22 protein-coding genes, 3 tRNA genes, 1 rRNA gene and 1 other annotated feature are annotated in these 23,651 nt (G+C 43.9%); of the genes, 20 read left to right on the forward strand and 6 right to left on the reverse strand.

Annotation, left to right across the window (positions count from 1 at the left end):
• Positions 1-18 precede the first annotated feature (18 nt).
• The 3 genes from rrf to A5883_RS17225 all read left to right on the forward strand — a co-directional run bounded on the left by rrf (position 19) and on the right by A5883_RS17225 (position 1,038).
• Positions 19-134, forward strand: a 5S ribosomal RNA gene (gene rrf, locus A5883_RS17215).
• Positions 135-145: 11 nt separating this feature from the next.
• Positions 146-219 (forward strand) — tRNA-Asn (locus A5883_RS17220).
• A gap of 168 nt (positions 220-387) precedes the next feature.
• Positions 388-1,038, forward strand: a complete 651-nt coding sequence (locus tag A5883_RS17225) for an HAD hydrolase-like protein (protein WP_086339165.1) — start codon at positions 388-390, stop codon at positions 1,036-1,038.
• Between the two features lie 48 nt (positions 1,039-1,086).
• Here the strand turns inward: A5883_RS17225 and A5883_RS17230 are convergent, their stop codons facing one another.
• The gene (locus A5883_RS17230; protein WP_015509034.1) at positions 1,087-1,443 is read right to left on the reverse strand and encodes an iron-sulfur cluster biosynthesis family protein; all 357 of its coding nucleotides are present in this window, start codon (positions 1,441-1,443) and stop codon (positions 1,087-1,089) included.
• Between the two features lie 392 nt (positions 1,444-1,835).
• Between A5883_RS17230 and A5883_RS17235 the strand changes: the two genes are divergently transcribed.
• Both A5883_RS17235 and A5883_RS17240 read left to right on the forward strand, forming a co-directional pair.
• Positions 1,836-2,270, forward strand: coding sequence for a universal stress protein (locus tag A5883_RS17235; RefSeq protein WP_005225130.1), 435 nt, complete (start codon positions 1,836-1,838; stop codon positions 2,268-2,270).
• A gap of 638 nt (positions 2,271-2,908) precedes the next feature.
• Positions 2,909-3,148, forward strand: coding sequence for a hypothetical protein (locus A5883_RS17240; RefSeq protein WP_086339166.1), 240 nt, complete (start codon positions 2,909-2,911; stop codon positions 3,146-3,148).
• A 94-nt stretch (positions 3,149-3,242) separates the two neighbouring features.
• On the opposite strand, the gene A5883_RS17245 is transcribed toward A5883_RS17240, so the two are convergent.
• Positions 3,243-3,315, reverse strand: a tRNA-Thr gene (locus tag A5883_RS17245).
• Positions 3,316-3,509: 194 nt separating this feature from the next.
• Between A5883_RS17245 and A5883_RS17250 the strand changes: the two genes are divergently transcribed.
• Positions 3,510-3,583 (forward strand) — tRNA-Asn (locus A5883_RS17250).
• A gap of 90 nt (positions 3,584-3,673) precedes the next feature.
• Here A5883_RS17250 and A5883_RS17255 read toward each other — a convergent pair.
• Together A5883_RS17255 and A5883_RS17260 are read right to left on the reverse strand one after the other, a co-directional pair.
• Complete coding sequence (locus A5883_RS17255) at positions 3,674-5,062, reverse strand: hypothetical protein (protein ID WP_176324024.1); 1,389 nt, start codon at positions 5,060-5,062, stop codon at positions 3,674-3,676.
• Positions 5,059-5,448 carry a GntR family transcriptional regulator gene (locus A5883_RS17260; protein ID WP_005225133.1) on the reverse strand — a complete coding sequence of 130 codons (390 nt, stop codon included), beginning with the start codon at positions 5,446-5,448 and terminating at the stop codon, positions 5,059-5,061. Before A5883_RS17260 ends, A5883_RS17255 begins: the two co-directional genes overlap by 4 nt.
• A 163-nt stretch (positions 5,449-5,611) precedes the next feature.
• Here A5883_RS17260 and A5883_RS17265 point away from each other — a divergent pair, with 163 nt between their 5' ends.
• The 6 genes from A5883_RS17265 to A5883_RS17290 all read left to right on the forward strand — a co-directional run bounded on the left by A5883_RS17265 (position 5,612) and on the right by A5883_RS17290 (position 12,369).
• Complete coding sequence (locus A5883_RS17265; protein WP_086339168.1) at positions 5,612-6,628, forward strand: acyltransferase family protein; 1,017 nt, start codon at positions 5,612-5,614, stop codon at positions 6,626-6,628.
• Positions 6,629-6,747: 119 nt separating this feature from the next.
• Positions 6,748-8,076 (forward strand): aminopeptidase C, encoded by a 1,329-nt coding sequence (locus A5883_RS17270; protein WP_005225135.1) that lies wholly within the window; start codon positions 6,748-6,750, stop codon positions 8,074-8,076.
• A 345-nt stretch (positions 8,077-8,421) separates the two neighbouring features.
• The gene (locus tag A5883_RS17275) at positions 8,422-9,810 is read left to right on the forward strand and encodes an L-cystine transporter (protein ID WP_010747447.1); all 1,389 of its coding nucleotides are present in this window, start codon (positions 8,422-8,424) and stop codon (positions 9,808-9,810) included.
• A 158-nt stretch (positions 9,811-9,968) separates the two neighbouring features.
• Positions 9,969-10,748 (forward strand): tyrosine-protein phosphatase, encoded by a 780-nt coding sequence (locus tag A5883_RS17280; RefSeq protein ID WP_010747448.1) that lies wholly within the window; start codon positions 9,969-9,971, stop codon positions 10,746-10,748.
• 16 nt (positions 10,749-10,764) lie between these two features.
• Positions 10,765-11,595, forward strand: a complete 831-nt coding sequence (locus tag A5883_RS17285) for a fructosamine kinase family protein (RefSeq protein WP_086339169.1) — start codon at positions 10,765-10,767, stop codon at positions 11,593-11,595.
• Positions 11,596-11,610: 15 nt separating this feature from the next.
• Positions 11,611-12,369 (forward strand): acyl-ACP thioesterase domain-containing protein, encoded by a 759-nt coding sequence (locus tag A5883_RS17290; RefSeq protein WP_086339170.1) that lies wholly within the window; start codon positions 11,611-11,613, stop codon positions 12,367-12,369.
• A gap of 50 nt (positions 12,370-12,419) precedes the next feature.
• Here A5883_RS17290 and A5883_RS17295 read toward each other — a convergent pair whose 3' ends face one another.
• Positions 12,420-13,388: an asparaginase gene (locus A5883_RS17295; RefSeq protein ID WP_005225140.1), complete on the reverse strand. Its 969-nt coding sequence runs from the start codon at positions 13,386-13,388 to the stop codon at positions 12,420-12,422.
• 88 nt (positions 13,389-13,476) lie between these two features.
• Here A5883_RS17295 and A5883_RS17300 point away from each other — a divergent pair, with 88 nt between their 5' ends.
• The 3 genes from A5883_RS17300 (at position 13,477) to A5883_RS17310 (ending at position 15,802) form a co-directional block, all read left to right on the forward strand.
• The gene (locus A5883_RS17300; RefSeq protein ID WP_086339171.1) at positions 13,477-14,307 is read left to right on the forward strand and encodes a DUF72 domain-containing protein; all 831 of its coding nucleotides are present in this window, start codon (positions 13,477-13,479) and stop codon (positions 14,305-14,307) included.
• 8 nt (positions 14,308-14,315) lie between these two features.
• Positions 14,316-15,176 carry a Cof-type HAD-IIB family hydrolase gene (locus A5883_RS17305; RefSeq protein ID WP_086339172.1) on the forward strand — a complete coding sequence of 287 codons (861 nt, stop codon included), beginning with the start codon at positions 14,316-14,318 and terminating at the stop codon, positions 15,174-15,176.
• A 95-nt stretch (positions 15,177-15,271) separates the two neighbouring features.
• Positions 15,272-15,802 carry an HAD family hydrolase gene (locus A5883_RS17310; protein WP_086339173.1) on the forward strand — a complete coding sequence of 177 codons (531 nt, stop codon included), beginning with the start codon at positions 15,272-15,274 and terminating at the stop codon, positions 15,800-15,802.
• 71 nt (positions 15,803-15,873) lie between these two features.
• On the opposite strand, the gene A5883_RS17315 is transcribed toward A5883_RS17310, so the two are convergent.
• Positions 15,874-17,223: an aspartate kinase gene (locus A5883_RS17315; RefSeq protein ID WP_086339174.1), complete on the reverse strand. Its 1,350-nt coding sequence runs from the start codon at positions 17,221-17,223 to the stop codon at positions 15,874-15,876.
• Positions 17,224-17,581: 358 nt separating this feature from the next.
• Between A5883_RS17315 and ezrA the strand changes: the two genes are divergently transcribed.
• From ezrA to tpx, 5 genes are all read left to right on the forward strand, one after another.
• Positions 17,582-19,303 (forward strand): septation ring formation regulator EzrA, encoded by a 1,722-nt coding sequence (gene ezrA, locus A5883_RS17320; RefSeq protein ID WP_005225145.1) that lies wholly within the window; start codon positions 17,582-17,584, stop codon positions 19,301-19,303.
• Between the two features lie 186 nt (positions 19,304-19,489).
• Positions 19,490-20,632, forward strand: a complete 1,143-nt coding sequence (locus A5883_RS17325; protein ID WP_086339394.1) for a cysteine desulfurase family protein — start codon at positions 19,490-19,492, stop codon at positions 20,630-20,632.
• Positions 20,633-20,679: 47 nt separating this feature from the next.
• Entirely contained in the window at positions 20,680-21,888 is a 1,209-nt protein-coding gene (thiI, locus tag A5883_RS17330; protein WP_005225147.1) for a tRNA uracil 4-sulfurtransferase ThiI, read from the forward strand.
• Positions 21,889-22,042: 154 nt separating this feature from the next.
• Positions 22,043-22,696 (forward strand): redox-sensing transcriptional repressor Rex, encoded by a 654-nt coding sequence (locus A5883_RS17335; protein WP_005225148.1) that lies wholly within the window; start codon positions 22,043-22,045, stop codon positions 22,694-22,696.
• Between the two features lie 65 nt (positions 22,697-22,761).
• A complete protein-coding gene (tpx, locus tag A5883_RS17340) occupies positions 22,762-23,253 on the forward strand; it encodes a thiol peroxidase (protein WP_010747457.1) in 492 nt (163 codons plus the stop codon).
• Between the two features lie 57 nt (positions 23,254-23,310).
• Positions 23,311-23,545 (forward strand) — a binding site (T-box leader).
• The last annotated feature ends 106 nt before the right edge of the window (positions 23,546-23,651 follow it).

A 23,651-nucleotide genomic window follows, 5' to 3' on the forward strand; every position in this document is an offset into this window, starting at 1 on the left:
ACTTACTCAATTGAATAGTGTGGTGGCGATAGCAAGAAGGATACACCTGTAACCATGCCGAACACAGAAGTTAAGCTTCTTAGCGCCGATTGTAGTGAAGGGTTTCCCTTTGTGAGAGTAGGACGTCGCCACGCATTTCAATTTTTCCGGCATAGCTCAGTTGGTAGTAGCGCATGACTGTTAATCATGATGTCGTAGGTTCGAGTCCTACTGCCGGAGTTGCTTGATAGCATCTGCTATCTTTTTTTTTACATAAAATGACAAAAACAAAGACGTTGCCTTTGATGGGGCAGCGTCTTTTTTATTTAGATGAGATCAGAACGAAAAGGAAGAAGTGTTGCTTGTCCTGCTGTTTTTTTCTATACTATTAGAAAAGGAGACGATGGCGTGAGAAAGAAAGTACTTTTTGATTTAGATGGAACGATCATTGATTCGAGTGAAGGAATCTATGGATCGATTCAATATGCGATGGAAAAAATGGGAAAAGAGCAATTAGCGCAAGACGTACTGCGGAGCTTTGTGGGGCCGCCTTTGATTGAATCCTTCCGTGGCTTGGGCTTCGATGAAGCTGCTGCCCAGCAAGCCGTTGCCTTCTACCGGGAAAATTATCGTCAAGCGGGTATGTTTCAAGTCCAACCATATCCGTTGATCGAAGAAACATTGCAGGAGCTGGCGCAGGATCACGATTTGTATATCGCTACGTCGAAACCAGAAGTTTTTGCAAAAGAGATCCTGACCCATCTCAAGTATGATGGCTATTTCAAAGGAATCTATGGGGCGGATCTCGAGAATAAACGTGGGGAAAAAGCGGCCGTTATCCGCTACGCGTTAACTGAGATCGAAAAGGAGCAAAAAGCGCAGCAAACCATCATGATCGGCGACCGTGAGCATGATATTTTAGGGGCAAAAGAAAACCAGTTACCGGCAATCGGCGTTTTATATGGTTTTGGGTCAAAAGAAGAATTGCTTGATGCTGGTGCGATCGCTTTAGTCGCTGAGACACAAGAACTCTTAGCGTTGATTCCAGATTCATTATAGAGAAAAAGAGCTGACAAGCACCTTACAAGGCGTTTGTCAGCTCTTTAGTTACGCATTCGTTTGTTTCAACTGTGGAGAGGATTCCAATAAAAGATTGGTATCCAAATAGCCGCTTTCGTTTTTCAAAATCAAAGTTCCTGAAGTTGGGTGAACATCTAGAATCAGATGACCAGTCAAGAACATTTGATCATAGGTTGATGTAAAGAAAGTAAACTGATTGCTTGAGACTAACTCATTGTATGGGTCTAACGGTTCGTCGATCGGTGTGATCAAAAAACGTTCGCCGATCATACAGCATCCAGCTGCTGAAGAAAATTGGTTCGATCCGTCATTACTCGTCAAAATATATAAGTCGTGTCCTTCTGGAAAGCGAGCAGCGGCAGTAGGGGTAATATGTAAGTCCATTTTGCATGATCTCCTTTTTGAAACGAGTGAGCAGCAAGCTGTTTCGTTTCGATAATTGTTGATAAACCAAGTGTATCACTCCTCTTAGGGATGTGACAGCAACTTGCTTTTCAACAAACCAAGCTTAAAGTTTTAGCAAGAAAAAGGCGATAATACCGATTATCAGCAAGAAAAGCCCTAAGTACAAGAGCACAGTGACCGCAGCCTGGAAAAAAGAGCGCATTTCTTTCACCTCGAATCATTCCTCTCTTTATTTTACTGTATAATCACGGAGACAAGTAAGAAACTTCACAAATCTTAAAGGAAGTTTTAGGTCTCTTAAGAGTAGACCTTGTCCTTTTTTGTAACGCTTCCATTTTTTATGGTAAAATAAAGAAAAGGAGGCGATTTGGATGTTACGTAATTGTCAAAATGTACTTGTTGCCTTGGATGGGTCGGATCAGTCAGAAAAAGCGTTCCAAGAAGCACTCGCGATTTGTCGTATGAACAAAGCCAAATTGTATGTCCTCTCTGTTATCAACAATGCTGAGTTATCCACAAGTGCCTATGCTTTTGCAAAAATTTTTGACCAAGAAAAATTGCGTGTGGAAACGGACATGTTGAAAAAAATCTATGATGCCAATCAGCATGGGGTAGAAGATGTTGAGGTAATCGTTGAAGTCGGCGATCCAAAACGCTTTATCATTCATGCAGCAACAGAATTGTACCCGATTGATTTGATCATTATCGGTGCAACTGGTAAAGGCACATTGACCCGAGCTGTCGTAGGCTCAACCACCGATTATGTCGTCAATCATTCGAAATGTACGGTGTTGGTCGTGAAGTAAAAATTTAAATTAAACGGAAACAGTATGTTATTTTTTAATTCAGCATAAAGCGTATCCTTTTAAAAAATTTAGTGTAGTTGAAAAAACCGCTCTCTTAGCTTTAGGAGAGTGGGTTTTTTGTGGTAAAAAAGATGTGTCTAAAATTGAGCTGTGAGCACCGATTGGAAAACCCGTTTTGTTCGTTTTGTAAGAAAAAATTTATTTAAATTTATAAAAATTGACTATTAGAAGAGATAGTTTGTTACACTTTTAATAAGCAAAGGCTGTAGGAAAAGTATTTGAGAGAGGGGCTGATAATTTATCGACTTTACAGAATGCAGCAGAATACAATCGAATATTGTTGGAAAGGAGAAATAAATGATGAAAAAGATTTTTAAAATTTTAATGATCATGTTTGTTATTTTTATAGTAATTATTTTTCTGCCTACTATTATACTTTTCATAATTAAATAGAAAGAAGGCATTTGAAATGAATTGGTTAAATTGAATTGAACCTTCACCCCGTGGTAATTGTTCAAGTTTGACTTGCGGAATTAAACCTTGTATTTCAGATTCTTGTTTAAATAATGAGGGACATTGAGAGGATGTTGGAATAAATCTTGTTATATCAATTTTAAACAATAAAAAAGGAGAATGAAATGAAGCGTGTTGCAGAAAACTATTTAGTTGTTTTTTCGATTCTTTTGCTGATTATATGGCTAGGCTTGATCCAAGTAAAAGAATATTCGCAAGAAGCAGCCCTGTCGATCATTTACTTTATTAATCTATATACGCTCTTGTTTAAATTTAAAGATACAGCGAAAATGATGAAAGCAGTTGTATCGGTCCTACTATTGGGTTTTACGATCTTATTTCTTTTGTATATCGCAGGAAATTAGGGGCGTACGAATGATTAAGTTCAGAAATTATCGCTATATTTTGGGAATTAGATGCACAAAAAAAGACAACGTCCGACAAACGTTGTCCTACCAAAGCCACTTGACGGGCTTGAACCGTCGACCTCATCCTTACCATGGATGCGCTCTACCAACTGAGCTAAAGCGGCGTGTTATTTAACACAAGATATAGAATACCGTAAAGGCGCTGCTTTGTCAATGAGATTTTCGGATATTTCTTGAGAAAAACACTTTGCGGGAAGGGAAGTTTCTAAAAGGGGATTTTCTTGAAAAAAAGGAACAAAAAATTGATTTTTGCTCTTGCTAAATTATCTGACTATTTGGTATAGTACAGATAGATTCTTCCGGCATAGCTCAGTTGGTAGTAGCGCATGACTGTTAATCATGATGTCGTAGGTTCGAGTCCTACTGCCGGAGTATCAAAAACGACCTTCGTTTCGGAAGGTCGTTTTTTTGGTTGTGGATAGCCTGGGGATAATGGGTTCCCCAGGTTTTTCTCCAGAACACTCACTCCGCTGAGGAAATCTTCTGTACTAGTTCTTCGTATAAATCCGTCGTTTCGGCGGCTTTTTTATTTGTGTAAAAAACGGTGGGGCCATCTTTGGTGGTGACTTTTAAAATAGGTGTCGAGTTTATGTCCACGAACATTCTGGCAGGATCACCAGCAACGGTAAATTTACCAATTTGGTAACTGGCGGTTCCTACACCCATGGTACGAACACGAGGCGATGGCAAAGCTTCGATCAATTCCACCGTCTCTATATCTGCCAAAGAGACCGTTGTTTTCCCAGTCATTGGTGCATCGAAGGTGACTTCTTGTCCTTGCACTTCACCGGTAATCGCATCAGGAGCGAAATCTAAGCGATACATCGGAATGATGGTACCGACCATTAATACAAGTAAGAAGACAGCGGTGATACCTGAGACGATTTGTCCGCTACGTTTGCCTAGATTGATGCCGATATTCATCCCAACACGGTCAGGAACAAACAGTCGCGCATCATTAGGATTGATGTAAAAACCATATCGCCAGTAAGCATCTTCACCATAATAGCGCGGTTGTCCTGCTGGTTCTAAGAGCTGATCTTGTTTTTTACGTAGATCTAGCAACAAGAAGAAGGTAAAGACGATCAAGAAAACAACCAAAACAACAAAGAGCACTAAGAGGATAGTACTGAATGCTCCAGTAGCGGACATGGATGCCAGCGGGACAGTCAACAAGAGCAGCGTAATGGTACAAGTGACAGCGATCAATAAGGACCAATAGCGCTTTGTTAAATCATTGATGTGCTGGTCGATAGCTGAATCACCGCTGATTCCGCGAACGGGTAAGCGGCTGATGATCACCCAGAGATAGACGAACAGCGCAAAAATTGCTAAGGAGACGCCGCCCATCAAGTATACTGTAGAAAGATCAGGCAACTGCCATGCTTGGTACAAACTGATCATCAACAAAATCCCCGCAGGAACGAGGCTATACCACGGCAGCATCCGTTTATTTTTGGCTTGAACGAGTTTTGTATCGATCCGAATCGGATCGATAGGTAGTTCCCATCCTTTGGCAAGGATCAATTGCCGCATTTTTCCAATGTAATGCACTTGCACCAGGTAAGCTGTCCCCAGCAAAGCGGCCATATAAAGCCAGAACAGGGTAAGGATGATGGAGTCAGATAAATTGAACAAAAAAAGGAGACTTGCTACACTAAATGTACCAACGATTTGTAAGATACGCTTGCGAAATTCTGTGATCAAGCTGTGGACGCTAGGATCATCCAGATGCTCAGGGGCAAGGGTATTTTCGAGTAAAACATTTTTGTGGGGTTTACTGATCAAGCGTAAACCAAATGCGGTCGTCCCACAGAGGACAAGAGCAATAATGAAAAAAAGATAGGTCATTTGCATTCATTCCTTTCAGGAAATTGGTCCAGCAGTTGTTGAACATCCGTTAAAAGCGCTTGCTTGCTTTTGCCGTGTAAGAGAGCGGTTGCTAGCTGCAGCTGCAAGTTTTGGCGATACTCCGCTTCTTGTCCAGAAGTAAACGGTGGTGGTGCGGCAACGGCGGTTCCTTTACGGCGATCCGTGACTAACAAGCCTTCTTCTTTGAGGGAATTGTAGGCTTTTGAGATCGTCATGGTATTGATGCCGATCTCTTCGGCTAATTGACGGACGGATGGTAGCAATTCGCCAGCGGATAAATCGCCTTTTGCGATACCGACAATGATCTGTTCCCGCAACTGCTGGTAGATCGGTTGGTTGCTTTGAGTTTGAATATCAAATATCATCGAAGACAGCTCCTTTGTATTATATATATTAATACAAAGTATACAAAATAGCAACTGGTAATCAAATGAACAAGAATCGTTAGGAAAAAGTAAATAGCTTGTTACAGTTCTGTTTCATGGATCAGGTATCCTTTGACAGATACAACTTAGAGGAGGAACTTTTATGAGCCAATCGCAAAGAACGGCTTACTTTGATAATGCAAAATTTTTACTGATGATCTTGGTCGTCTTCAGTCACTTACTACAGCCTTTTATCGGCGATCAGAAGTTTTATCATGACCTATATTATTTTATCTTCACTTTCCATATGCCAGCTTTTGTTTTTCTGGCTGGGTACTTTGCCAAACCGTTGACGAAGGGACACAAGCTTCGTGAGCTGATGAAAAAGTTCTTGCTGCCTTATGTCTTCTTTCAGGTGTTTTACACCGTCTATTACTGGTTGATCGGTCTACGGGAGTCGTTAAAAATCCAACTGTTGAATCCGCAATGGGCACTTTGGTTTTTGCTTAGCATGTTCTTTTGGCAGCTCTCCTTGTTGGTCTTTCAAAAAATGTCCAAAAAGCAGGCGATCTTGCTGAGTATCGGCTTGAGCATCTTCGCTGGCTACGTGCCGTTTTTAAATCAAGTGTTGACCTTGCAGCGGACCTTTGTCTTTTTGCCGTTTTTCATCATCGGGTTTTATTTTCCCAAAAATGAGATGCGCTTTTTATTGAAACCAAAGATTCGGACTATCAGTTTGCTTTTCTTACCGATCATCTACACCTTTATCGCGTTTTTTCATGGGATGAACAAGTACATGGTTTTTGGTTCCAAGCCTTATGACGATTACTTGAGCTATCCGTTGTTCGGCGGTCCCTTGCGTGCGGTCTTTTTCGTGATCGGGCTGATGGGGATCATCGGCTTTCTGAGCCTCGTGCCTAGAGAGCACCTCTTTTTTACGAAGTGGGGCAAAAACACCCTGCTGGTCTATCTTTTACAGGGGATCTTCATCAAGGGCTTGCGGGCATTAGCGATTACCGACTTGAACCTGTCGGTATTAGGCTTTGTGACGTTGGTGTTAGCCAGTGTTTTACTGACGATCTTGCTAGCCAGTCGCCCGATCCGCTTCCTTTATGCACGATTTGAACGAGGACTATCCTTTGTTTTACTTGGCTTTTTGCTTTTGATGCTAACTCTTTAAATCCTTGATACGAGCAACCGCTCTTAGAAAGATGATCCTTTCATTTTTCTAGGAGCGGTTGTTATTTGAGAGGCAGAGGCGTAAAATGGAAGGAACGGAAAGTGAAAGGATGAAGAAATATGTCAGAAATTTCAAAAAAGACCACCGCTGCCTTTGCGCAAGCGTATCAAGACAATAATAAACAAACGGCACTACAACGGAGTGTTGTGAAAAATGGGATCACCGCTTCTGCGGAAAACGTGTCAGCAAAAGTCAACAATGTGCCAGTTTTTTCAGTTGATGTGACAACCGGGAAAGTCTCAAACCAAAAACAATCAGGCCGCTGCTGGATGTTTGCCGCATTGAATACATTCCGTCATAAGATGCTGAATGATTTCAATTTAAAAGAATTTGAATTGTCGCAAAACCATACCTTCTTTTGGGACAAATACGAAAAAGCCAACTATTTCTATGAAAATATTTTAGCAACTGCTAACGAGCCTTTAACAAGTCGCAAAGTTGCTTTCTTATTGCAAACACCACAACAAGATGGTGGGCAATGGGACATGATCGTTTCGATTTTCCAAAAATATGGTGTCGTACCAAAAACGGTCATGCCAGAAAGCAGCAACTCTTCCAATTCTCGTGACCTAAACAATTACTTGAACAAAAAACTGCGTAAAGATGCGGTTGCTTTGCGTCAGCTAGTGGCTGAAGGCAAAACAGCTGAAGACATCCAAACAGCCAAAGAAGCGATGTTGGAAGACATTTATCGTTTCTTAGCGACTTCTTTAGGCACACCGCCAGAAACCTTTGATTTTGAATACCGTGATGAAGACAAAAACTATCACATTGATCGCAACTTAACACCGCAAAGCTTTTATGAAAAATATGTCGGGGTGGACCTTGACGATTATGTCAGCATCATCAACGCACCAACTGCCGACAAGCCTTACAATCAATCGTATACCGTAGAAATGCTAGGCAACGTGGTTGGCGGCAAAGAAGTCAAATACTTGAACGTCGATATGCCGACCTTCAAAAAATTAGCGATCGCTCAATTGGAACAAGGGGAGTCCGTGTGGTTCGGTTGTGATGTCGGTCAATCTTCTACCAGAGATACTGGGATCATGGCATTAGATGCGTATGATATCAACGACCTATTTGACATCGACTTTACGATGACCAAAGCAGAACGCTTAGATTTTGGCGAAAGCTTAATGACCCACGCGATGGTCTTGACTGGCGTTGACTTGATCGACGGCGAATCAACCAAATGGAAAGTCGAAAACAGCTGGGGTGAAAAAGTCGGAACGAATGGCTTCTTCGTTATGAGCGATGCGTGGATGGATGAATACACCTATCAAATCGTGGTTCGCAAAGAGTTCCTGACAGCAGAACAATTGGCTGCCTTTGAAGCAGAACCAACAGTCTTAGCACCTTGGGACCCAATGGGTGCTTTAGCGTAAGACAGCAATTTCTAATGATTGCCTGAATATTCTCTGAAATTTTTCAAAAAGTCGAAATGAAAAAATAACGAACCAGTTCCCGCAATCCAACCGTTAGGAAAGTAGAAATCCTAACAGTGTGGGGTTGCGGCAACGGTTCTTTTTTTATTTTCTGACAAAAAAGCGGTACCATCCCAGAAAAGTGGGAACTTATTTATTGTAAGATGAAGCAAACTTCTTTAAAATGGAATAGTCACTAATGATGCCACACGTCTCATTAGAGTGAACTGTTGAAGAATGGTCACTGGGAACCTTTACTTCCTCTGACAGACTTTGTCATGTTTATTGAACAAAAGGAGGATTCAAATGACAAATCTGTTAACTATTATTGTTGTTCTACTTTTTGCTGCCCTTATTTATGGGTTCTACTTATTGCAAAAACGTCACGTGAAGTTTTCTACGCGGGTCTTTGCGGCGTTGTTCGTCGGGATCGTTTTTGGTGGCGTGCTGCAGCTGATTTTTGGGACAGGCTCTGACGTTGTCACGCAAGCTCTTGACTGGATCACGATGGTCGGTAGCGGCTATGTAGCTCTCTTGCAAATGCTGATCATGCCCTTGATCTTCGTTTCGATCGTTGGTGCTTTCACCAAGATGAAAGAAAGCGAAAAAATCAAGAAGATCAGTTTTACGGTTCTTGCGACTTTGCTAGGGACAACGGCGATCGCTGCCTTGATCGGGATCGTGATGGTCATGGTCTTTGGTCTTGACGGTGCCAGCTTTACCGAAGGGGCAACGGAAACAGCGCGGATCGCAGAATTAGCGGAACGTTCGACACAAGTCCAAGACCTATCGATTCCACAACAAATCGTTTCCTTCATCCCAAGCAATGTCTTCGCCGACTTTGCGGGTACTCGTTCGACAAGTACGATCGGGGTCGTGATTTTCTCAGCCTTTGTTGGGATCGCCTTTCTTGGTGTCAAACGTAAATCACCGAAAGAAGCGGAAACTTTTGCGAATTTGATGGACAGCTTATATAAAATCGTGATGCGTATCGTCACGTTAGTTTTGCGCCTGACACCTTATGGCGTTTTGGCATTGATGACAAACGTATTAGCTTCAAGTGATTTTGAAGCCATCTTGAACTTAGGCAAATTTATCATCGCCTCTTATGCGGCTTTGATTTTGGTCTTACTCGTTCATTCATTATTGCTGATCGCTGTTCGGGTCAATCCAGTAACGTATTTCAAAAAGGCCTTTCCAGTCTTGAGCTTTGCCTTTACTTCTCGTTCAAGTGCGGGAGCCTTGCCATTGAACATCGAAACCCAAACCAAAGCGTTAGGTGTTGATGAAGCCACGGCTAACTTTGCAGGCAGCTTTGGGTTATCGATTGGTCAAAACGGCTGTGCGGGTGTGTATCCAGCGATGTTGGCAACGATCGTTGCACCAACGGTTGGGATCAATGTCTTTGATTGGCAGTTTATCCTGCTGCTAGTTGCAGTAGTTACGATCAGCTCATTCGGCGTTGCTGGTGTCGGCGGTGGGGCAACCTTTGCTTCATTGATCGTCTTAGGCTCAATGAACTTGCCGATCGCCATCGTAGGCTTAGTTATTTCTGTTGAACCATTGATCGATATGGCACGGACACTCGTTAATGTCAGCGACAGTATGGTTGCAGGAATGGTGACCAGCAGTCGTATCAACGAACTGGATCGTTCGATCTTAGATGATTCTGCCGCCGTGATCGAAGCCGAATAGAAACGTTTTGTAACAAGCGAAAGCAAAGAAAGACTGCGTGTGGTCTTTTTTTTTTTTGTCCGTTAAAGCTCAGCTCATAGAAAAATCTAGGTTTCAGTGCCCTTAATAGCGAAGTTTCTGCTATACTTTTAACTAGAACATCGCGGGAGGGATAAGCAATGACACAATTGATTCAACTAGAACGAGCAGCAAACGTCAGAGAACTTGGCGGCTATCAAACGACAAACGGCACGACGATCAAACGAAAAAAATTGATCCGCAGTGCGGCGATCAATGAATTGACTGCTTCAGATCAAGCAGTACTGGCAAACTATGGGGTCAATCAGGTCATTGATTTTCGCTCTATCGCTGAAGCCAATGCACAGCCTGATCGACCAATCGCCACAGCAAAGCAGCTTTTTTTACCTATTTTTAAAGAAGACGAAACGATGGTTTCCTTGTCGCCAGAAAGCTTGAAGCAGCGCTTGGAAGATGGGGAAGATGCCGAAGAGCAGATGAAAAAAGTCTACCGTCACTTTGTTGAAAGCGACTATGCCCGCCAACAATATCGGCAGTTTTTTGATCATGTGATCGCCAATGCGGAAGGCGAAGGTGCAACCTTGTTCCACTGTACCGCTGGCAAAGATCGCACAGGCTTTGGCGCCTTTTTATTGCTGCATGTGTTGGCGGTGGCACCAACGACGATCAAAGAAGATTATTTAGCGACCAATCGCTATTTAGCGCCAATGCTAAAAGAAAAATTTGCCCCAATGACCCAGCATTTGCCGCAAGAGCTGTTAACGGCGATCACGGTTTTGATGAGTGCCAAAGAGAGTTTTCTTGATGAAAGCTTGGCTGCGATCGATCAGCATTTCGGTTCGGTTGATCAGTATCTCCTGCAGGGACTAGGGGTGACGAAAGAAGAGCAAGCGTATTTGAATGCCCAACTGACTGAGTAAAGAAAGGGAGATCCGTATGGAGGAAGCATTGTTCGCAGCAATCGGGATGACCGGCTCGCTGACGCCCATCAGTGGTGGGGATGTCAATCAAACGTATCGTTTCACTACAGCAGAAAATCGCTATTTTTTAAAAACTCATCCTCATGTTTCATCGGTGTTCTTTCAAGCAGAGATCAACGGCTTAGCTGAATTAGCCCCTTTCGTGCGGGTGCCAAAAATCGAACATATCGGTCAGACTGAAGAGAGGGCATTTTTATTGATGGAATGGATCGATGGTGGGGAAGGACAGCAGCGACGCTTAGGTCAAAGCTTGGCTCGGCTTCATCAGCAGACGCAGGAGTCTTTTGGGTTTTACGAAGACAATTACATCGGCTTTTTGCCGCAAGTCAATCCGAAAACCACCGATTGGCTTGATTTTTACACAGTCTGCCGTTTGGATGTGCAAGTCGAATTAGCGAAGCTGGGTAACCGCTGGCATGCCAAACGGGAAGCTGCTTATCTGCGTTTGAAAGAATTTTTGCATGAAAATTGGCGTGATCGCAGCGTCACACCTGCTTTATTACACGGTGATTTTTGGCGGGGGAATGTGCTGTTCGATCAGCAAGGAGAACCAGTGTTTCTTGATCCAGCAGTCGCTTATGGGGATCGAGAAATGGATATTGCGATGTCCCAGCTCTTCGGTGGTTTTCGTCAGGAATTTTTGGAAGGCTATCAAGAAGTCTATCCATTAGATGAGGATTGGCAAGAGCGACTGCCAGTGTATCAATTGTATTATTTATTGGTCCATTTGAATCAGTTTGGCGAAAGCTATGGACCAAGTGTCGATGAAATATTGAGTCGTTTTTAGGAGGCAATTAGAACTATGGCAGCAAAGTATCAAACCACGCATGAAGTGGCGTATTATGAATGTGATGTCAACCAAACGATGACGTTTCCAGCCATGCTAGGCATCGCCATCAAGACATCAGAAGAACAAAGTGCGGCGTTAAACCGCGGACCAGAAGTCATCGCTAGTTATGGCTTGACCTGGATCATCACCAGCTATCACATAACGGTGACTCGTTTGCCGCGCGTAGGGGAGCAGATCCAAGTGGCGACCCAGGCGAGAGAATACAATAAATTTTTCTGCTACCGTTACTTCTGGTTATTGGCAGAAGACGGAACGGAACTGGTCAAAATCGAGGCGGTTTTTGCGTTAATGGACCCTGAGACGCGCAAAGTCAGCAGTGTACCAGATGAGATCGTGGCGCCTTTTGGCAGTGAAAAAATCAAGCGAATCAAACGCTACCCGAAGATCACCCCTATCACGCAAGGACAATTTTTGCCGTATCGAGTGCGTTTCTACGATATTGATAGCAATCAGCATGTCAACAATGCCATGTATTTCAATTGGCTGATGGACGTTTTAGGCTATGAGTTTTTAACAAAACATGAAGTGACACAAGTGACGATCCGTTTTGATCGGGAAGTGGCTTACGGCCATTTGATCGAAAGCCATTTTCAAATCAATGAGAAGACAGTCGATGAAGCCGGCGGGGCTGTGCCGCTGCAAACGATCCACGAGATCAAGATCGGTGAGGATACTTACTGCGAAGCCATCTTTACTTGGCGAGAAAAATAAAACAACCCTTTTGCCTCCATTAGCGGAATGGCAAAAGGGTTTTTGTTTGGTTAATTCTCCATGAAATCAGGCAGTTCATCCATGGTCAACCCACGGTTTTTCGCTATCAGCAATTTGATGCGGGCTTTTTGGCTATTGATGCTATTGCAGAAAATCACCCCAAGAGCTTGCAATTCGATCCCGCCGCCTAAGTAGTCATAGACCGGCTCGGCAACGCCGTTGAAGCAGCGAGAAACTAAGACGACTGGAATGTTTCTAGCGATCAGTTTTTTCAAAGGCTCTATGGTCTGCGGCGGCAGATTGCCAGCGCCTAAAGCTTCGATCACTAGTCCATCGATCAGCGAGTCGGCTAAAGCATCGAACAATTCCCCAGTCATTCCCGCATAGGCTTTGACGATCGGAAACAGACCATCGACACGATCAACATCCAAATGGCGGTTATTTAACAGCTCTTGCATGAACAAGATACGGTGCTTTGTGACTAAGCCGATCGGACCTAATGTCGGGGTGCGGAATGTCGCAATATTGGTGGTGTGGGTCTTCGTAACATAACGTGCGGAATGGATCTCATCGTTCATCACGACTAAGACGCCTTTTCCTAAGGCATCAGGTGATTTCGCCACCCGAATCGCACTTTCAAAGTTATAAAGTCCGTCACTGCCGATTTCATTACTTGAGCGCATGGCGCCAGTCACCACGATCGGTAACTGACCGCCGATTGTGGTATCTAAAAAGAAGGCTGTTTCTTCCAGCGTATCGGTTCCGTGAGTGATCACGACCCCATCGACACCGCTTAAATGCGCCAGCTGGATACGTTCTTTCAGCTGCAGCATTTCTTTTGGGGTCATATGAGGACTGGGAATATTAAAAATGTCTTCGACGATCAATTCAACATCGTCATCAATGTGGATCGGTGCATCCATCAGCGGATTGCTGACATCAGGGCTGACGCCGCCTGTCAGGGTGTCTTCTTTCATGGCGATGGTGCCGCCAGTGTGCAACACGAGAATTCGTTTCATTTTTTCATCACCTGCAATGATTTATTTACTCTTAACTCAAAACTATTGTATACTATTAAAATAAGAAAACAAGGAGCGATGGGAAAAAATGATTCGAATTGGTTGTACCACATTTAGTGAACATGGCAGTCTCGTGCAAAGAAAAAACTCGAAATTATTTGAGTATGCCCGTTATTTTCCGCTAGTTGAGCTGGATACTACCTATCATTTTTTGCCAAAAGAAAAAGACGTGCGCAACTGGTTGACCCAGATTCCCGAAAATTTCCGCTTTGTGTTGAAAGTCCATCAAAGTGTGACCACCCAAGGAAATTTGCCAGATCAGTTGACCATGACCGAAGCGCTGCAGCTTTATAAAGAAGCGATCGCGCCAATGGTAGAAGCAGGCAAACTCTTTTGCCTATTGGCGCAGTTTCCCAACAGCTTTAAATGTACAAAAGAAAATGTCGCCTATTTAGACCAAGTGCGAGAATGGTTTGCGGGCTACCCAGTGGCGATCGAGCTGAGAGACAGCAGCTGGTATCAGCCGAAACTGTATCCGGGAATGATCGATTATATGAAGCGAAAGCAGTTTTCCTTAGTAGTTGTTGATCAGCCGAAAAAGCTATCGACCACCATTCCCCTTGATCCAACCGTGACCAATCCCGCGTTTGTCTTGTGCCGTTTTCATGGACGCAACGACAGCGGCTGGACAGCGACAGGACCAGATGCCAAAAATCTGCGGACCTTGTATCGCTATGACCAAGCCGAACTAACGGAGTTAAAACACGCAGTCCAAGCCATCGAAGCCAATGCCAAAGAAGTCGCAGTGGTCTTCAATAATAATGCCGGTCGTGATGCCGCTGACAATGCTCGCGCATTGATCGATGCGCTGCAGATCGATTACGAAGCATTAAATCCTAATCAGTTGAAATTATTTTGAGGAGTCATATGATAAAAGCAATCTTTTTTGATATTGATGGCACGCTGATTGCCAGCAACGGCAAGGCGCTTGCCAGTACCCGTGAAGCCATCAAACAAGCCCAAGCCAATGGCGTCCTCTGCGGCATTGCCACCGGACGTGGTCCGGTTGATTTAGAGAAGGTGATCGATTACTTGTCGTTAGACATGTTTATCACCTATAACGGCCAATATGTCTACACGAAGGAAAACTTGATTTATGCTAAACCTTTTCCAAAACAAACGCTGGAAGCGATCGTAGAATACGCAGATGAAAATTACCGCCAAGTCATGTTTGGCGGAGAAACGCAAGTGGCTGGCAGCTTAACGATCCGCTTAAGCCAATCACCCGTCATGCAGCGCTACTTACGCTATGTACCGAAAAAAATTCCCGTCGGTTTTTTAAAGAAAGTCTTGCAGCGCTTTAGTCCCAATCGCAACGCCAAGCGCTATGAATCGTTGGACATTTTACGAGAGCCCATCTATCAGTGCATTATGCTGAGCCCTGAATCAGAGCGCGAAAAATTACGGTCCAAGCTGCCGCAATGTGATTTTAAGCGATCCAATGCCTATTCTGTTGACATCGTGCCGAAAAACGGTTCGAAAATCAAAGGCATCAAAGAGTTTTTGGCCTATGAAGGGATCGCGATGGAAGAAGCGATGGCATTTGGGGATCATTTTAATGATGTGGAAATGTTAGAAGGCGTGGGGATCGGGGTTGCGATGGGCAATGCCCAGCCCATCACTAAAGCCAGTGCTGACTTTGTGACGGATACCAACGATCATGACGGCATCAAGAAAGCCTTGATCCATTTTGGCATCATTGCCGAGGATGCCCAAGCCAGGGAATAAAAAAATAAGCAAGTAGCCAATCTATGAAGCAACGTAGAAGACAGCGCAGAACCATAAAACAGAACCATGAGAAAAAGCAGAAAGAAGCGAGCAAAATGAGTCCATTTGAAATGACGGAAGAGTTTCATAAAACCTTTGATCCAACGCGACCGCCATATCCACAAGCTTTTTCAGCGGAAAAAGCCCAGTTTCGTGCTGGTTTTAAAATTGAAGAATTAGTTGAGTTCCTTTATGCTGCCAGCAACAATGACGAAGAGACCTTCCAATCAGGTCTGGAGCATTTGCATCAAGCGATCGATCAAGCCCAAGCCAAGCTGGCTGCCAAACAACAGCCTGTCAGTGATTCTCTAGTAGAACAAGTCGATGCGCTTTGTGATCTGCTGTATTTTACCTATGGCTCGTTTTCACTGTTAGGGGTCGATCCAGCGCCGATCTTGGCTATCGTTCATGACGCCAACATGGGGAAACTTTTTCCAGATGGGCAGCCTCATTATGATCCTGAGACCCACAAAGTCATGAAGCCGAGCGATTGGGAAGAACGGTTTGCTCCTGAACCGCGAATCAAGGCAGAAATCAACCGCCAATTGGCACAAAAACAAGCGCAAGCTCAAGAATCGTCAGAATAAAAACCAAACGTGCCAGTTGCCCGTTCCGATTGCTTATCAGCAAAAGGAGTGGTGCAACTGGCACGTTTGGTTTAATCAAAGAAAGTGTAGTAAAGGGTTCTGACAGCGGCTTTTTCTTGTTCTTTGTGGATACCGAACATGATGCTGACCTCAGAGGACCCTTGGTTGATCATCTCTAAGTTGATATTTTTCCGCGCAAGGGCAGCGGTACTGTCGGCAGTGATCCCGACTCGTTGACGCATTCCTTCACCAACGACGACGACCATGGATAGATCGTGGGTCATTCGCAGTTCATCGGGATCGATCTCGTAGGCGATCTTGCGCAGCAGTTCTTCTTCCAATACTGGATTCAACTGGTTGGAGCGCATAATGATCGAGATATCATCGATTCCTGAAGGCATGTGTTCATAATTTAAATCAAATTCACGGAAAATCTCTAAGACCCGTAACGTGAACCCAACTTCGCGGTTCATCAAGTATTTGCGGATATAGATCATACAAAAGCCTTCGTCACTGGCAACGCCGATCACGGGCTGATCCAAATTGTCTCTCTGGTTGGTGATCAAGGTACCGGGATGACTTGGATTATTGGTGTTTTTGATCACCACGGGAATTTTCGCATGGTATGAAGGCATCAAGGCCTCATCGTGCAACACAGTAAAGCCCGCATAAGACAGCTCTCGCATTTCTCGGTAGGTCACTTCTTTGATGGACTCTGGATGATGAACATAGCCTGGATGAGCAGAAAAAATCCCATCGACATCGGTAAAGTTTTCGTACAATTCTACTTGCAGACCAGCCGCCACGATGGCACCAGAAATATCTGATCCTCCTCGAGAGAAGGTACAGATCTCGCCGGCTTCTGTGTAGCCAAAGAAGCCAGGAATCACTAAGATTTCAGGACTGTCGCGCCATTGTGCGATCTTGGCGTACGACTTGTTCAAGATACGGGCGTTTTGAGGTTCATCCGTCACCAGCAACCCAAGTTCTTGCGGATTCATGTAGCGAGCAGCTAACCCACGGCTTTGTAAAATCCCTGCGATCAATTTGGCGTTGTTGTCTTCGCCGCTTGCCAAGACCGTATCATAAAGATGCGGATTGTCTTGGGTAGGCAGTGTTTGAAAAGCCGCCAATGATTGCCAGATGCGGTCTAAATGGACTTGTTCGATACCAAAGGGGGCAGCAATCGCTGTATAGCGGGTATAGATTTCTTCTATTAAATCAGTGATTTCTTCTTGGGCACACAGACGGGTACAGACAGCTAGTAACAGATCGGTGACTTTCTGATCGTCGCTGGAACGCTTACCAGGCGCTGAAACAACAACAAACCGTCTTTTAGGATCACTTTCAATTATCGCAACAACTTTTTCGACTTGTTCGGCTGAGGCAAGGGAACTGCCTCCGAATTTCGCTACTTTCATTTGACATTACTCCTGTTCAAGCTTTTTACTAGAGTACAGTTTCAATAGGGAGAAATCAAGCGGTTTCTTGAAAAAAATCGGAAAAATCAGAAAAAAAGTCACTTGTTGATGTAAATTTCACGATTTGTTTTCATTATCGCTGGAAAAGCCGTGATTTATTTTATTCGATGCGAAAAAAGTCGATCTTTTTTGCCTCAATCTAATGCTTGATTTTTTTCTTTATGCTATAATCTAGCGTAGATGCTTTTTTATAAAGGGACTATCTGTCCTTTTTATACTCAACGAACTTATCAATCAATCTGCTGATCAGCAGGTTTTAGACGAAACATGTATATTTGAAAATTGGAGGAACCACAAAATGGGAACTAATATCATCTTTGGAATTGTCATTGCCATCATCATCATCGCAGCGGTCTTGTATGCAATTGGCTTTTTCATGCGGAAGAAAAACCAAGAAAAGCTGAATGACTTGGAAAAACGCAAAGAAAATCTGTTTGACTTGCCGGTGATCGAAGAAGTCGATGAAGTAAAAAGAATGCACTTGGTTGGTCAAAGTCAAAACACCTTCCGTGAGTGGAACCAACAATGGACAGATATCTCCACAAAATCTTTTGCTGAACTTGAAAGTCAAATCTTTGAAGTGGAAGAGCTGAACGAACGCATCCGCTTTTTCAAAGCAAAAGGGGCGATCGTCCAAGCCGAAGCGACCATGGACGAGATGGAACGCCAAGTGGAAGAGATTCGCGCAGGCTTGAAAGAATTACGAGAAAGTGAAGAACGAAATTCACTGGAAGTTCAAAAAGCGCTGGACGTTTACGAAGACTTGAAGAAGAAGCTGCGGGATCAAGGCGAAGAATTCGGTCCTGCCTACAATGAGCTGCAAAAACAAATCAAAAACATTGAAATTGAGTTCACCCAATTTGTTACCTTAAATACTTCAGGCGATCCTGTGGAAGCACGGGAAGTGTTAGACCAAGCGGAAAAACACACCTATGAAGTGGAAGACCTAATGAAACGGATCCCAGCGGCGTACGAAGAATTAAATCGTACCTTCCCTGATCAGTTGAAAGAAATCCAAGAGGGTTATAAAAAATTATTAGAACAAAAATATGTGTTCCCAGAAGCAAACTTCCAAGAAGAAATCAACCGTGTGAAAAAACGGGTTGAAAACTCCATGAACGATCTAGCGAAAACAGAAGTCGCTTCCGTTGAAGTGGCAAGCCGTGATACTGCAAGTGATATCGATGCCTTGTATACGGTGATGGAACGTGAGATCAATGCCAAGAAATATGTCATGAAAAATCGTCAGATCATCGAAGACTACATTGACCACGCAACGAAGAACAACCGTCAGTTGTTGATCGAATTGGATCATACGGCACAAAGCTATACTTTGAATCATAATGAATTGGGTCGCGTCCGCGGCTTCCAAACCGAAGTGGACGAATTGGCTCGCCGCAACAACGAGTACTTACCGAAATTGGAAAAACATGAGATTCCTTATTCAGAAGTGCAAAGCTTCTACAAAGATGCCTACAAGATTTTGGATGATGTGGAAAGCCAGCAAGTCGAAATCGATGATTCTCTTGCGGAATTACGTCGTGGCGAAAAAGTTGCACAAGAAAAAGTGGAAAGCTTCGAATTCCGTCTACGCAACTTGAAACGGTTTGTTGAGAAACAACGCTTACCTGGTTTGCCAGGCGAGTATTTAGAATTCTTCTTCGTGGCAACGGATCGTGTCGAAGAACTAGGCAAAGAATTGAACAAGATTCGCATCAACATGCAAGAAATCAATAAATTGGTTTCTGTCTGTGAAGAAGATCTTGATCTTTTAGATGAACAAACAAAAGACTTAGTGGATGCTGCGGCATTGACTGAGCAAATGATGCAATATGCCAACCGCTATCGTCATTCTCATCCAGATATCAAGGCAGCGATCGACAAATCACTTTACTTGTTCAGTAAAGAATATCGCTATCAAGATGCGCTAGATGAAATCGGCACAGCGTTGGAACGAGTAGAACCAGGTGCCTTCAAACGGATCGAAAACTTCTACTTCAATAACCGCGACTTAGTATAATACGAAAGCCAGCAGTGAAAAACTGACTGGCTTTTTTCATGGAAAGAATGGCTCGCTGCATGAGTACCGCTTACGAAGGAAGGAAAAGTTTCCTTTAAAAAAAGCCAAAGCCAGCGAGTCACCTTGAAACTCAGCCCAAGAGCAGTTATAATGGGAAAGAATTTTTTTAGAGAAAGGGTCCTATCATTGATCTATTTTGACAACAGTGCAACAACCGCTATTTATCCACAAGCTTTAAATACATATGTCCAAGTCAGTCAGCGAATCATCGGCAATCCCTCAAGCCTGCATGATTTAGGAAATCAAGCCAATCGCCTGCTGCAGCAATCTCGTCAGCAGATCGCCGATCTGTTAAACGTTTCTTCCAAAGAGATCGCATTTACCAGTGGAGGAACTGAAGGAGACAACTGGGTCATCAAAGGGACTGCTTTAGCGAAAAAAGCCTATGGGAATCACCTGATTATTTCCAGTATTGAACACCCTGCCGTCAGTGAAACAGCGGCTCAATTAGCCGAGTTAGGGTTTGAGGTCAGTGTTGTGCCTGTCGATGCCCAAGGCTTTGTCAACGTGTCTGAATTAGCAAACCTGATTCGCAAAGAAACGATTTTGGTTTCGGTGATGGCGGTCAATAATGAGGTAGGGTCGATCCAACCGATCCATGAGATCGCAGCTGTGCTAGCGGACCATCCAACGATCCATTTTCATGTAGATGCCGTCCAAGCCATCACAAAGGTGCCGCAAGAACAATGGTTCAATGAGCGGGTCGATTTTGCCGTGTTCTCTGCGCATAAATTTCATGGACCTCGTGGCGCAGGCTTTATCTATTGGAAACAAGGCCGTAAGCTGGCGCCATTGATGACCGGCGGTGGGCAAGAGCAAAACCAGCGCAGCGGTACCGAAAACGTACCAGCAATCGTTGCTATGGCAAAAGCCCTACGTTTAGCGACAGAACAAAAGGCTGAAAAGCCGAACCATGTTCAATTATTAAAAGGCTATTTGCAAGAAGCACTGGCTGGGTACGAGAAAGTCACGCTTTTTTCTGGCACAGAAGGGTTTGCGCCGCACATACTTTGTTTTTCATTAAAAGGGATCCGAGGAGAAGTTTTAGTCCATGCCTTTGAAGAAAAGCAGATCTATCTTTCGACGACGAGCGCTTGTTCCTCCCGTAAAAAGATGGCCAGCAGTACGCTTCATGCGATGCACGTTCCAGAACAGTTAGCAACATCGGCTGTTCGTATCAGTTTAGATGAGAGCAATACAATGGCAGAAGTCGAGCAGTTTCTGATCGTCTTCCACCAGTTGTACCAAAAATTTTCGAAAATCAATTAAGCACGACAGACCACTATAAAATCAATCCAAATCAAAGGAGTTTTCTCGTGAATTATTCAGAAATCATGGTTCGTTATGGCGAACTGTCAACAAAGGGCAAAAATCGTCGTAGTTTTATTATGCAATTAGCTTCAAACGTCAAACGTACCTTAGCAGATTATCCCCATGTCAAAGTTCATGCCGAGCGAGATCGCATGCACTTGCTATTGAACGGTGAAAACAGCCAAGAGATCATTCCTAAGCTGCAAAAAGTCTTTGGGATTCAAAACTTTTCCCCCAGCATTCGGGTCGAAAAAGATATCGAAGTATTAAAGAAAGCCGTTCAAGACGTCATGGCAGAGATCTATACGGGTGTTGAGACCTTCAAAATCACAGCCAAGCGCAGTGATCATTCGTTTGTGCAAGATAGCAACCAGTTGAATTTGACCTTAGGTAATGCGGTGATCGACCGTTTTCCTGATATCAAAGTCCAAATGAAAAAACCAGACATCAATTTGCGTGTAGAAATACGGATCGATGGCGCTTATTTGTCTTATGAAACGATCCAAGGAGCCGCTGGGCTGCCAGTGGGCACCAGTGGAAAGGGAATGTTGATGCTTTCTGGCGGTATCGATTCGCCAGTTGCAGGCTACTTTGCCATGAAACGCGGCGTTGAGATCGAAGCGGTCCATTTTGCAAGCCCTCCTTATACGAGTGAACAAGCGTTGCAAAAAGCCAAAGATTTAACGAAGAAGCTTGCGCCTTATGTGGGAAGCATCCAGTTTATCGAAGTTCCGTTTACAGAAATCCAAGAAGAAATCAAAAATCGTGTGCCACAAGGCTATTGGATGACCATCACCCGTCGGATGATGCTGCGTTTGACGGATGCGATTCGGGAAGCTCGTCATGGCTTGATCATCTTAAATGGTGAATCATTAGGACAAGTGGCTTCACAAACTTTGCATAGCATGGTCGCCATCAATGAAGTAACCAATACGCCGATCGTGCGCCCAGTGGCAACGATGGACAAATTGGAAATCATTGAAGTTGCCGAAGCCATTGATACCTTTGAATTATCAGTTCAGCCATTTGAGGATTGCTGCACAATCTTTGCACCTCCTCAACCAAAGACGCGCCCAAGACTGGATAAGGTCCACCAATATGAAGAACGTCTCGATATCGAAGGGATGATGGAACGTGCGATGGCTGGGTTGAAACTGGAAGCAATCACGGCAAATCAAGAAAAAGCAGCAACGGAATTCGCTGAATTTTTATAATAAAACCCCGATTTTAATGCTACGACCACAACTGTTTTTGAATAGTTGTGGTCGTTTTTCATCGAGTGAGAGAGTTTGTGAATATTTTCTTGCTATTGAAAATGGAACATGCTACACTCAATATGTGAATCATTTAACAAGGAGGGTGGACAGGATGGAAGCATTAAGAGATAAAAAACTTCCGAAAGCGACGGCAAAACGTTTGCCAGCTTATTTACGACACTTAAAATTACTGGATGCCTCTGGTATTCAGCGAATCAAATCGAAAGAGTTTGCAGAAATCACGCAAGTTCCTTCAGCCACGATCCGCCGAGATTTTTCTCATCTAGGAGAATTGGGCAGAAGTGGCTATGGCTATGATGTTCCTTATCTGATTGAGGTATTGAGCTATATCTTAGAAACCAATGAAGAGAAAAAAATCGCCTTGATTGGTTATGGAAATTTAGGAAAAGCGTTAGCCAACAACAATTTTCGCAGAAATGAAAATCTTTCCGTGGTCGCGGTTTTTGACAATGATCCAGAAATGATTGGTCAGACCATTAGTGGGCGTTATGTCTATGGAATGGATCAATTGGCGGAAGTCGTAGCAGAAAAAGGGATCACCGTAGCGATTTCGACCGTTCCTAGTCGTTATTCACAAATGGCGATCGATGCGATCGTGGATGCTGGGATCACAGCGATTTTAAATTTTGCCCCTGATCCCGTCATCGTGCCAAAAGACGTCAATATCCAATACATTGATTTGACGACAGAATTGCAAACATTGATCTTTTTTGATACGACCTACTCGCAAAAATCGAAAGTCTGAGCAAATCCTTTTCGTTTTTTGACAATCTTTCTTATACTGGGAGAAAATGCTATAGGAGAGATGTTATGCAAGTTACACGCAAAGAAACGGTTTATGAGATGCCTGGCAACCAACCAAAAGTAGGGGATAAAGCGGCTGATTTTCGCTTGAAAAGTTTAGAGGACAAGGAATACACACTGACTGATTTTTTAGGAAAACCAACGATCATCAGCGTGGTTCCCGATATCGTGACACGCGTCTGTGCATTGCAGACCAAGCGTTTCAACCAAGAAGCAAGTCAATTGGATGACATCCATTTTGTCACGATTTCTAACAATACAAAAGAAGAACAAGCGCAATGGTGCGGCCAAGAAGGTGTTGACATGATCATGCTTCATGATCCGGCGAATACCTTCGGTGAGGCCTATCAAATCATGATCCCAGACTTCGGTCATTTTGCCCGAGCAATTTTCGTTTTAGACCGTGAAGGCGTGATCCAACACGTTGAGATCGTGCCTGAGATCTCCCACGAACCGGATTATCAAGCAGCCATTGATGCTGCGAAAGCAAACCTCTGATTGACTTTCAAAAAAGTTCATTGTAGAATGTAGCAAGATGAAACAAGAATCTATGATAGCAAGACAATGTTCAAGAGGAGTATCAGTGACCCTGGCGGTCAGAGAGAAGTCGGTCGGTGCAAGACTTCCCCAGACACTGAAAAGGTAGCTTGAAGGTCTTTGATCCGAACCACGGTTTGTTTCTTGCAGACAAAGCCGAACAGTAAGATCAAGCGCGTCGTGAACGTTACCTCACGTCAAAGTGGCAGAGCAATCTGCAATTTAGGTGGTACCGCGTATCAGCGCCCTAATGCCTCGGCATTAGGGCGCTTTTTGCTGTGAATCACTGCGAGTGGCCCACAAAGTGGGACAGAGCAGATGATGAACAGTACTAGGCGACCATAGGGAGCGTAGTAACC

It is taken from the genome of Enterococcus sp. 5B3_DIV0040 (assembly GCF_002140755.1).
Taxonomy (GTDB): domain Bacteria; phylum Bacillota; class Bacilli; order Lactobacillales; family Enterococcaceae; genus Enterococcus_D; species Enterococcus_D casseliflavus.

Coding starts and splice junctions, on each gene's coding strand:
- A5883_RS17305 (WP_086339172.1), top strand. CDS start 14,316: ATGATAAAAGCAATCTTTTTTGATATTGATGGCACGCTGATTGCCAGC.
- ezrA (WP_005225145.1), top strand. CDS start 17,582: ATGGGAACTAATATCATCTTTGGAATTGTCATTGCCATCATCATCATC.
- A5883_RS17315 (WP_086339174.1), bottom strand. CDS start 17,223: ATGAAAGTAGCGAAATTCGGAGGCAGTTCCCTTGCCTCAGCCGAACAA.
- A5883_RS17240 (WP_086339166.1), top strand. CDS start 2,909: ATGAAGCGTGTTGCAGAAAACTATTTAGTTGTTTTTTCGATTCTTTTG.
- tpx (WP_010747457.1), top strand. CDS start 22,762: ATGCAAGTTACACGCAAAGAAACGGTTTATGAGATGCCTGGCAACCAA.
- A5883_RS17300 (WP_086339171.1), top strand. CDS start 13,477: ATGATTCGAATTGGTTGTACCACATTTAGTGAACATGGCAGTCTCGTG.
- A5883_RS17295 (WP_005225140.1), bottom strand. CDS start 13,388: ATGAAACGAATTCTCGTGTTGCACACTGGCGGCACCATCGCCATGAAA.
- A5883_RS17280 (WP_010747448.1), top strand. CDS start 9,969: ATGACACAATTGATTCAACTAGAACGAGCAGCAAACGTCAGAGAACTT.
- A5883_RS17255 (WP_176324024.1), bottom strand. CDS start 5,062: ATGACCTATCTTTTTTTCATTATTGCTCTTGTCCTCTGTGGGACGACC.
- A5883_RS17260 (WP_005225133.1), bottom strand. CDS start 5,448: ATGATATTTGATATTCAAACTCAAAGCAACCAACCGATCTACCAGCAG.
- A5883_RS17235 (WP_005225130.1), top strand. CDS start 1,836: ATGTTACGTAATTGTCAAAATGTACTTGTTGCCTTGGATGGGTCGGAT.
- A5883_RS17335 (WP_005225148.1), top strand. CDS start 22,043: ATGGAAGCATTAAGAGATAAAAAACTTCCGAAAGCGACGGCAAAACGT.
- A5883_RS17230 (WP_015509034.1), bottom strand. CDS start 1,443: ATGGACTTACATATTACCCCTACTGCCGCTGCTCGCTTTCCAGAAGGA.
- A5883_RS17310 (WP_086339173.1), top strand. CDS start 15,272: ATGAGTCCATTTGAAATGACGGAAGAGTTTCATAAAACCTTTGATCCA.
- A5883_RS17290 (WP_086339170.1), top strand. CDS start 11,611: ATGGCAGCAAAGTATCAAACCACGCATGAAGTGGCGTATTATGAATGT.
- A5883_RS17270 (WP_005225135.1), top strand. CDS start 6,748: ATGTCAGAAATTTCAAAAAAGACCACCGCTGCCTTTGCGCAAGCGTAT.
- A5883_RS17285 (WP_086339169.1), top strand. CDS start 10,765: ATGGAGGAAGCATTGTTCGCAGCAATCGGGATGACCGGCTCGCTGACG.
- A5883_RS17275 (WP_010747447.1), top strand. CDS start 8,422: ATGACAAATCTGTTAACTATTATTGTTGTTCTACTTTTTGCTGCCCTT.
- A5883_RS17265 (WP_086339168.1), top strand. CDS start 5,612: ATGAGCCAATCGCAAAGAACGGCTTACTTTGATAATGCAAAATTTTTA.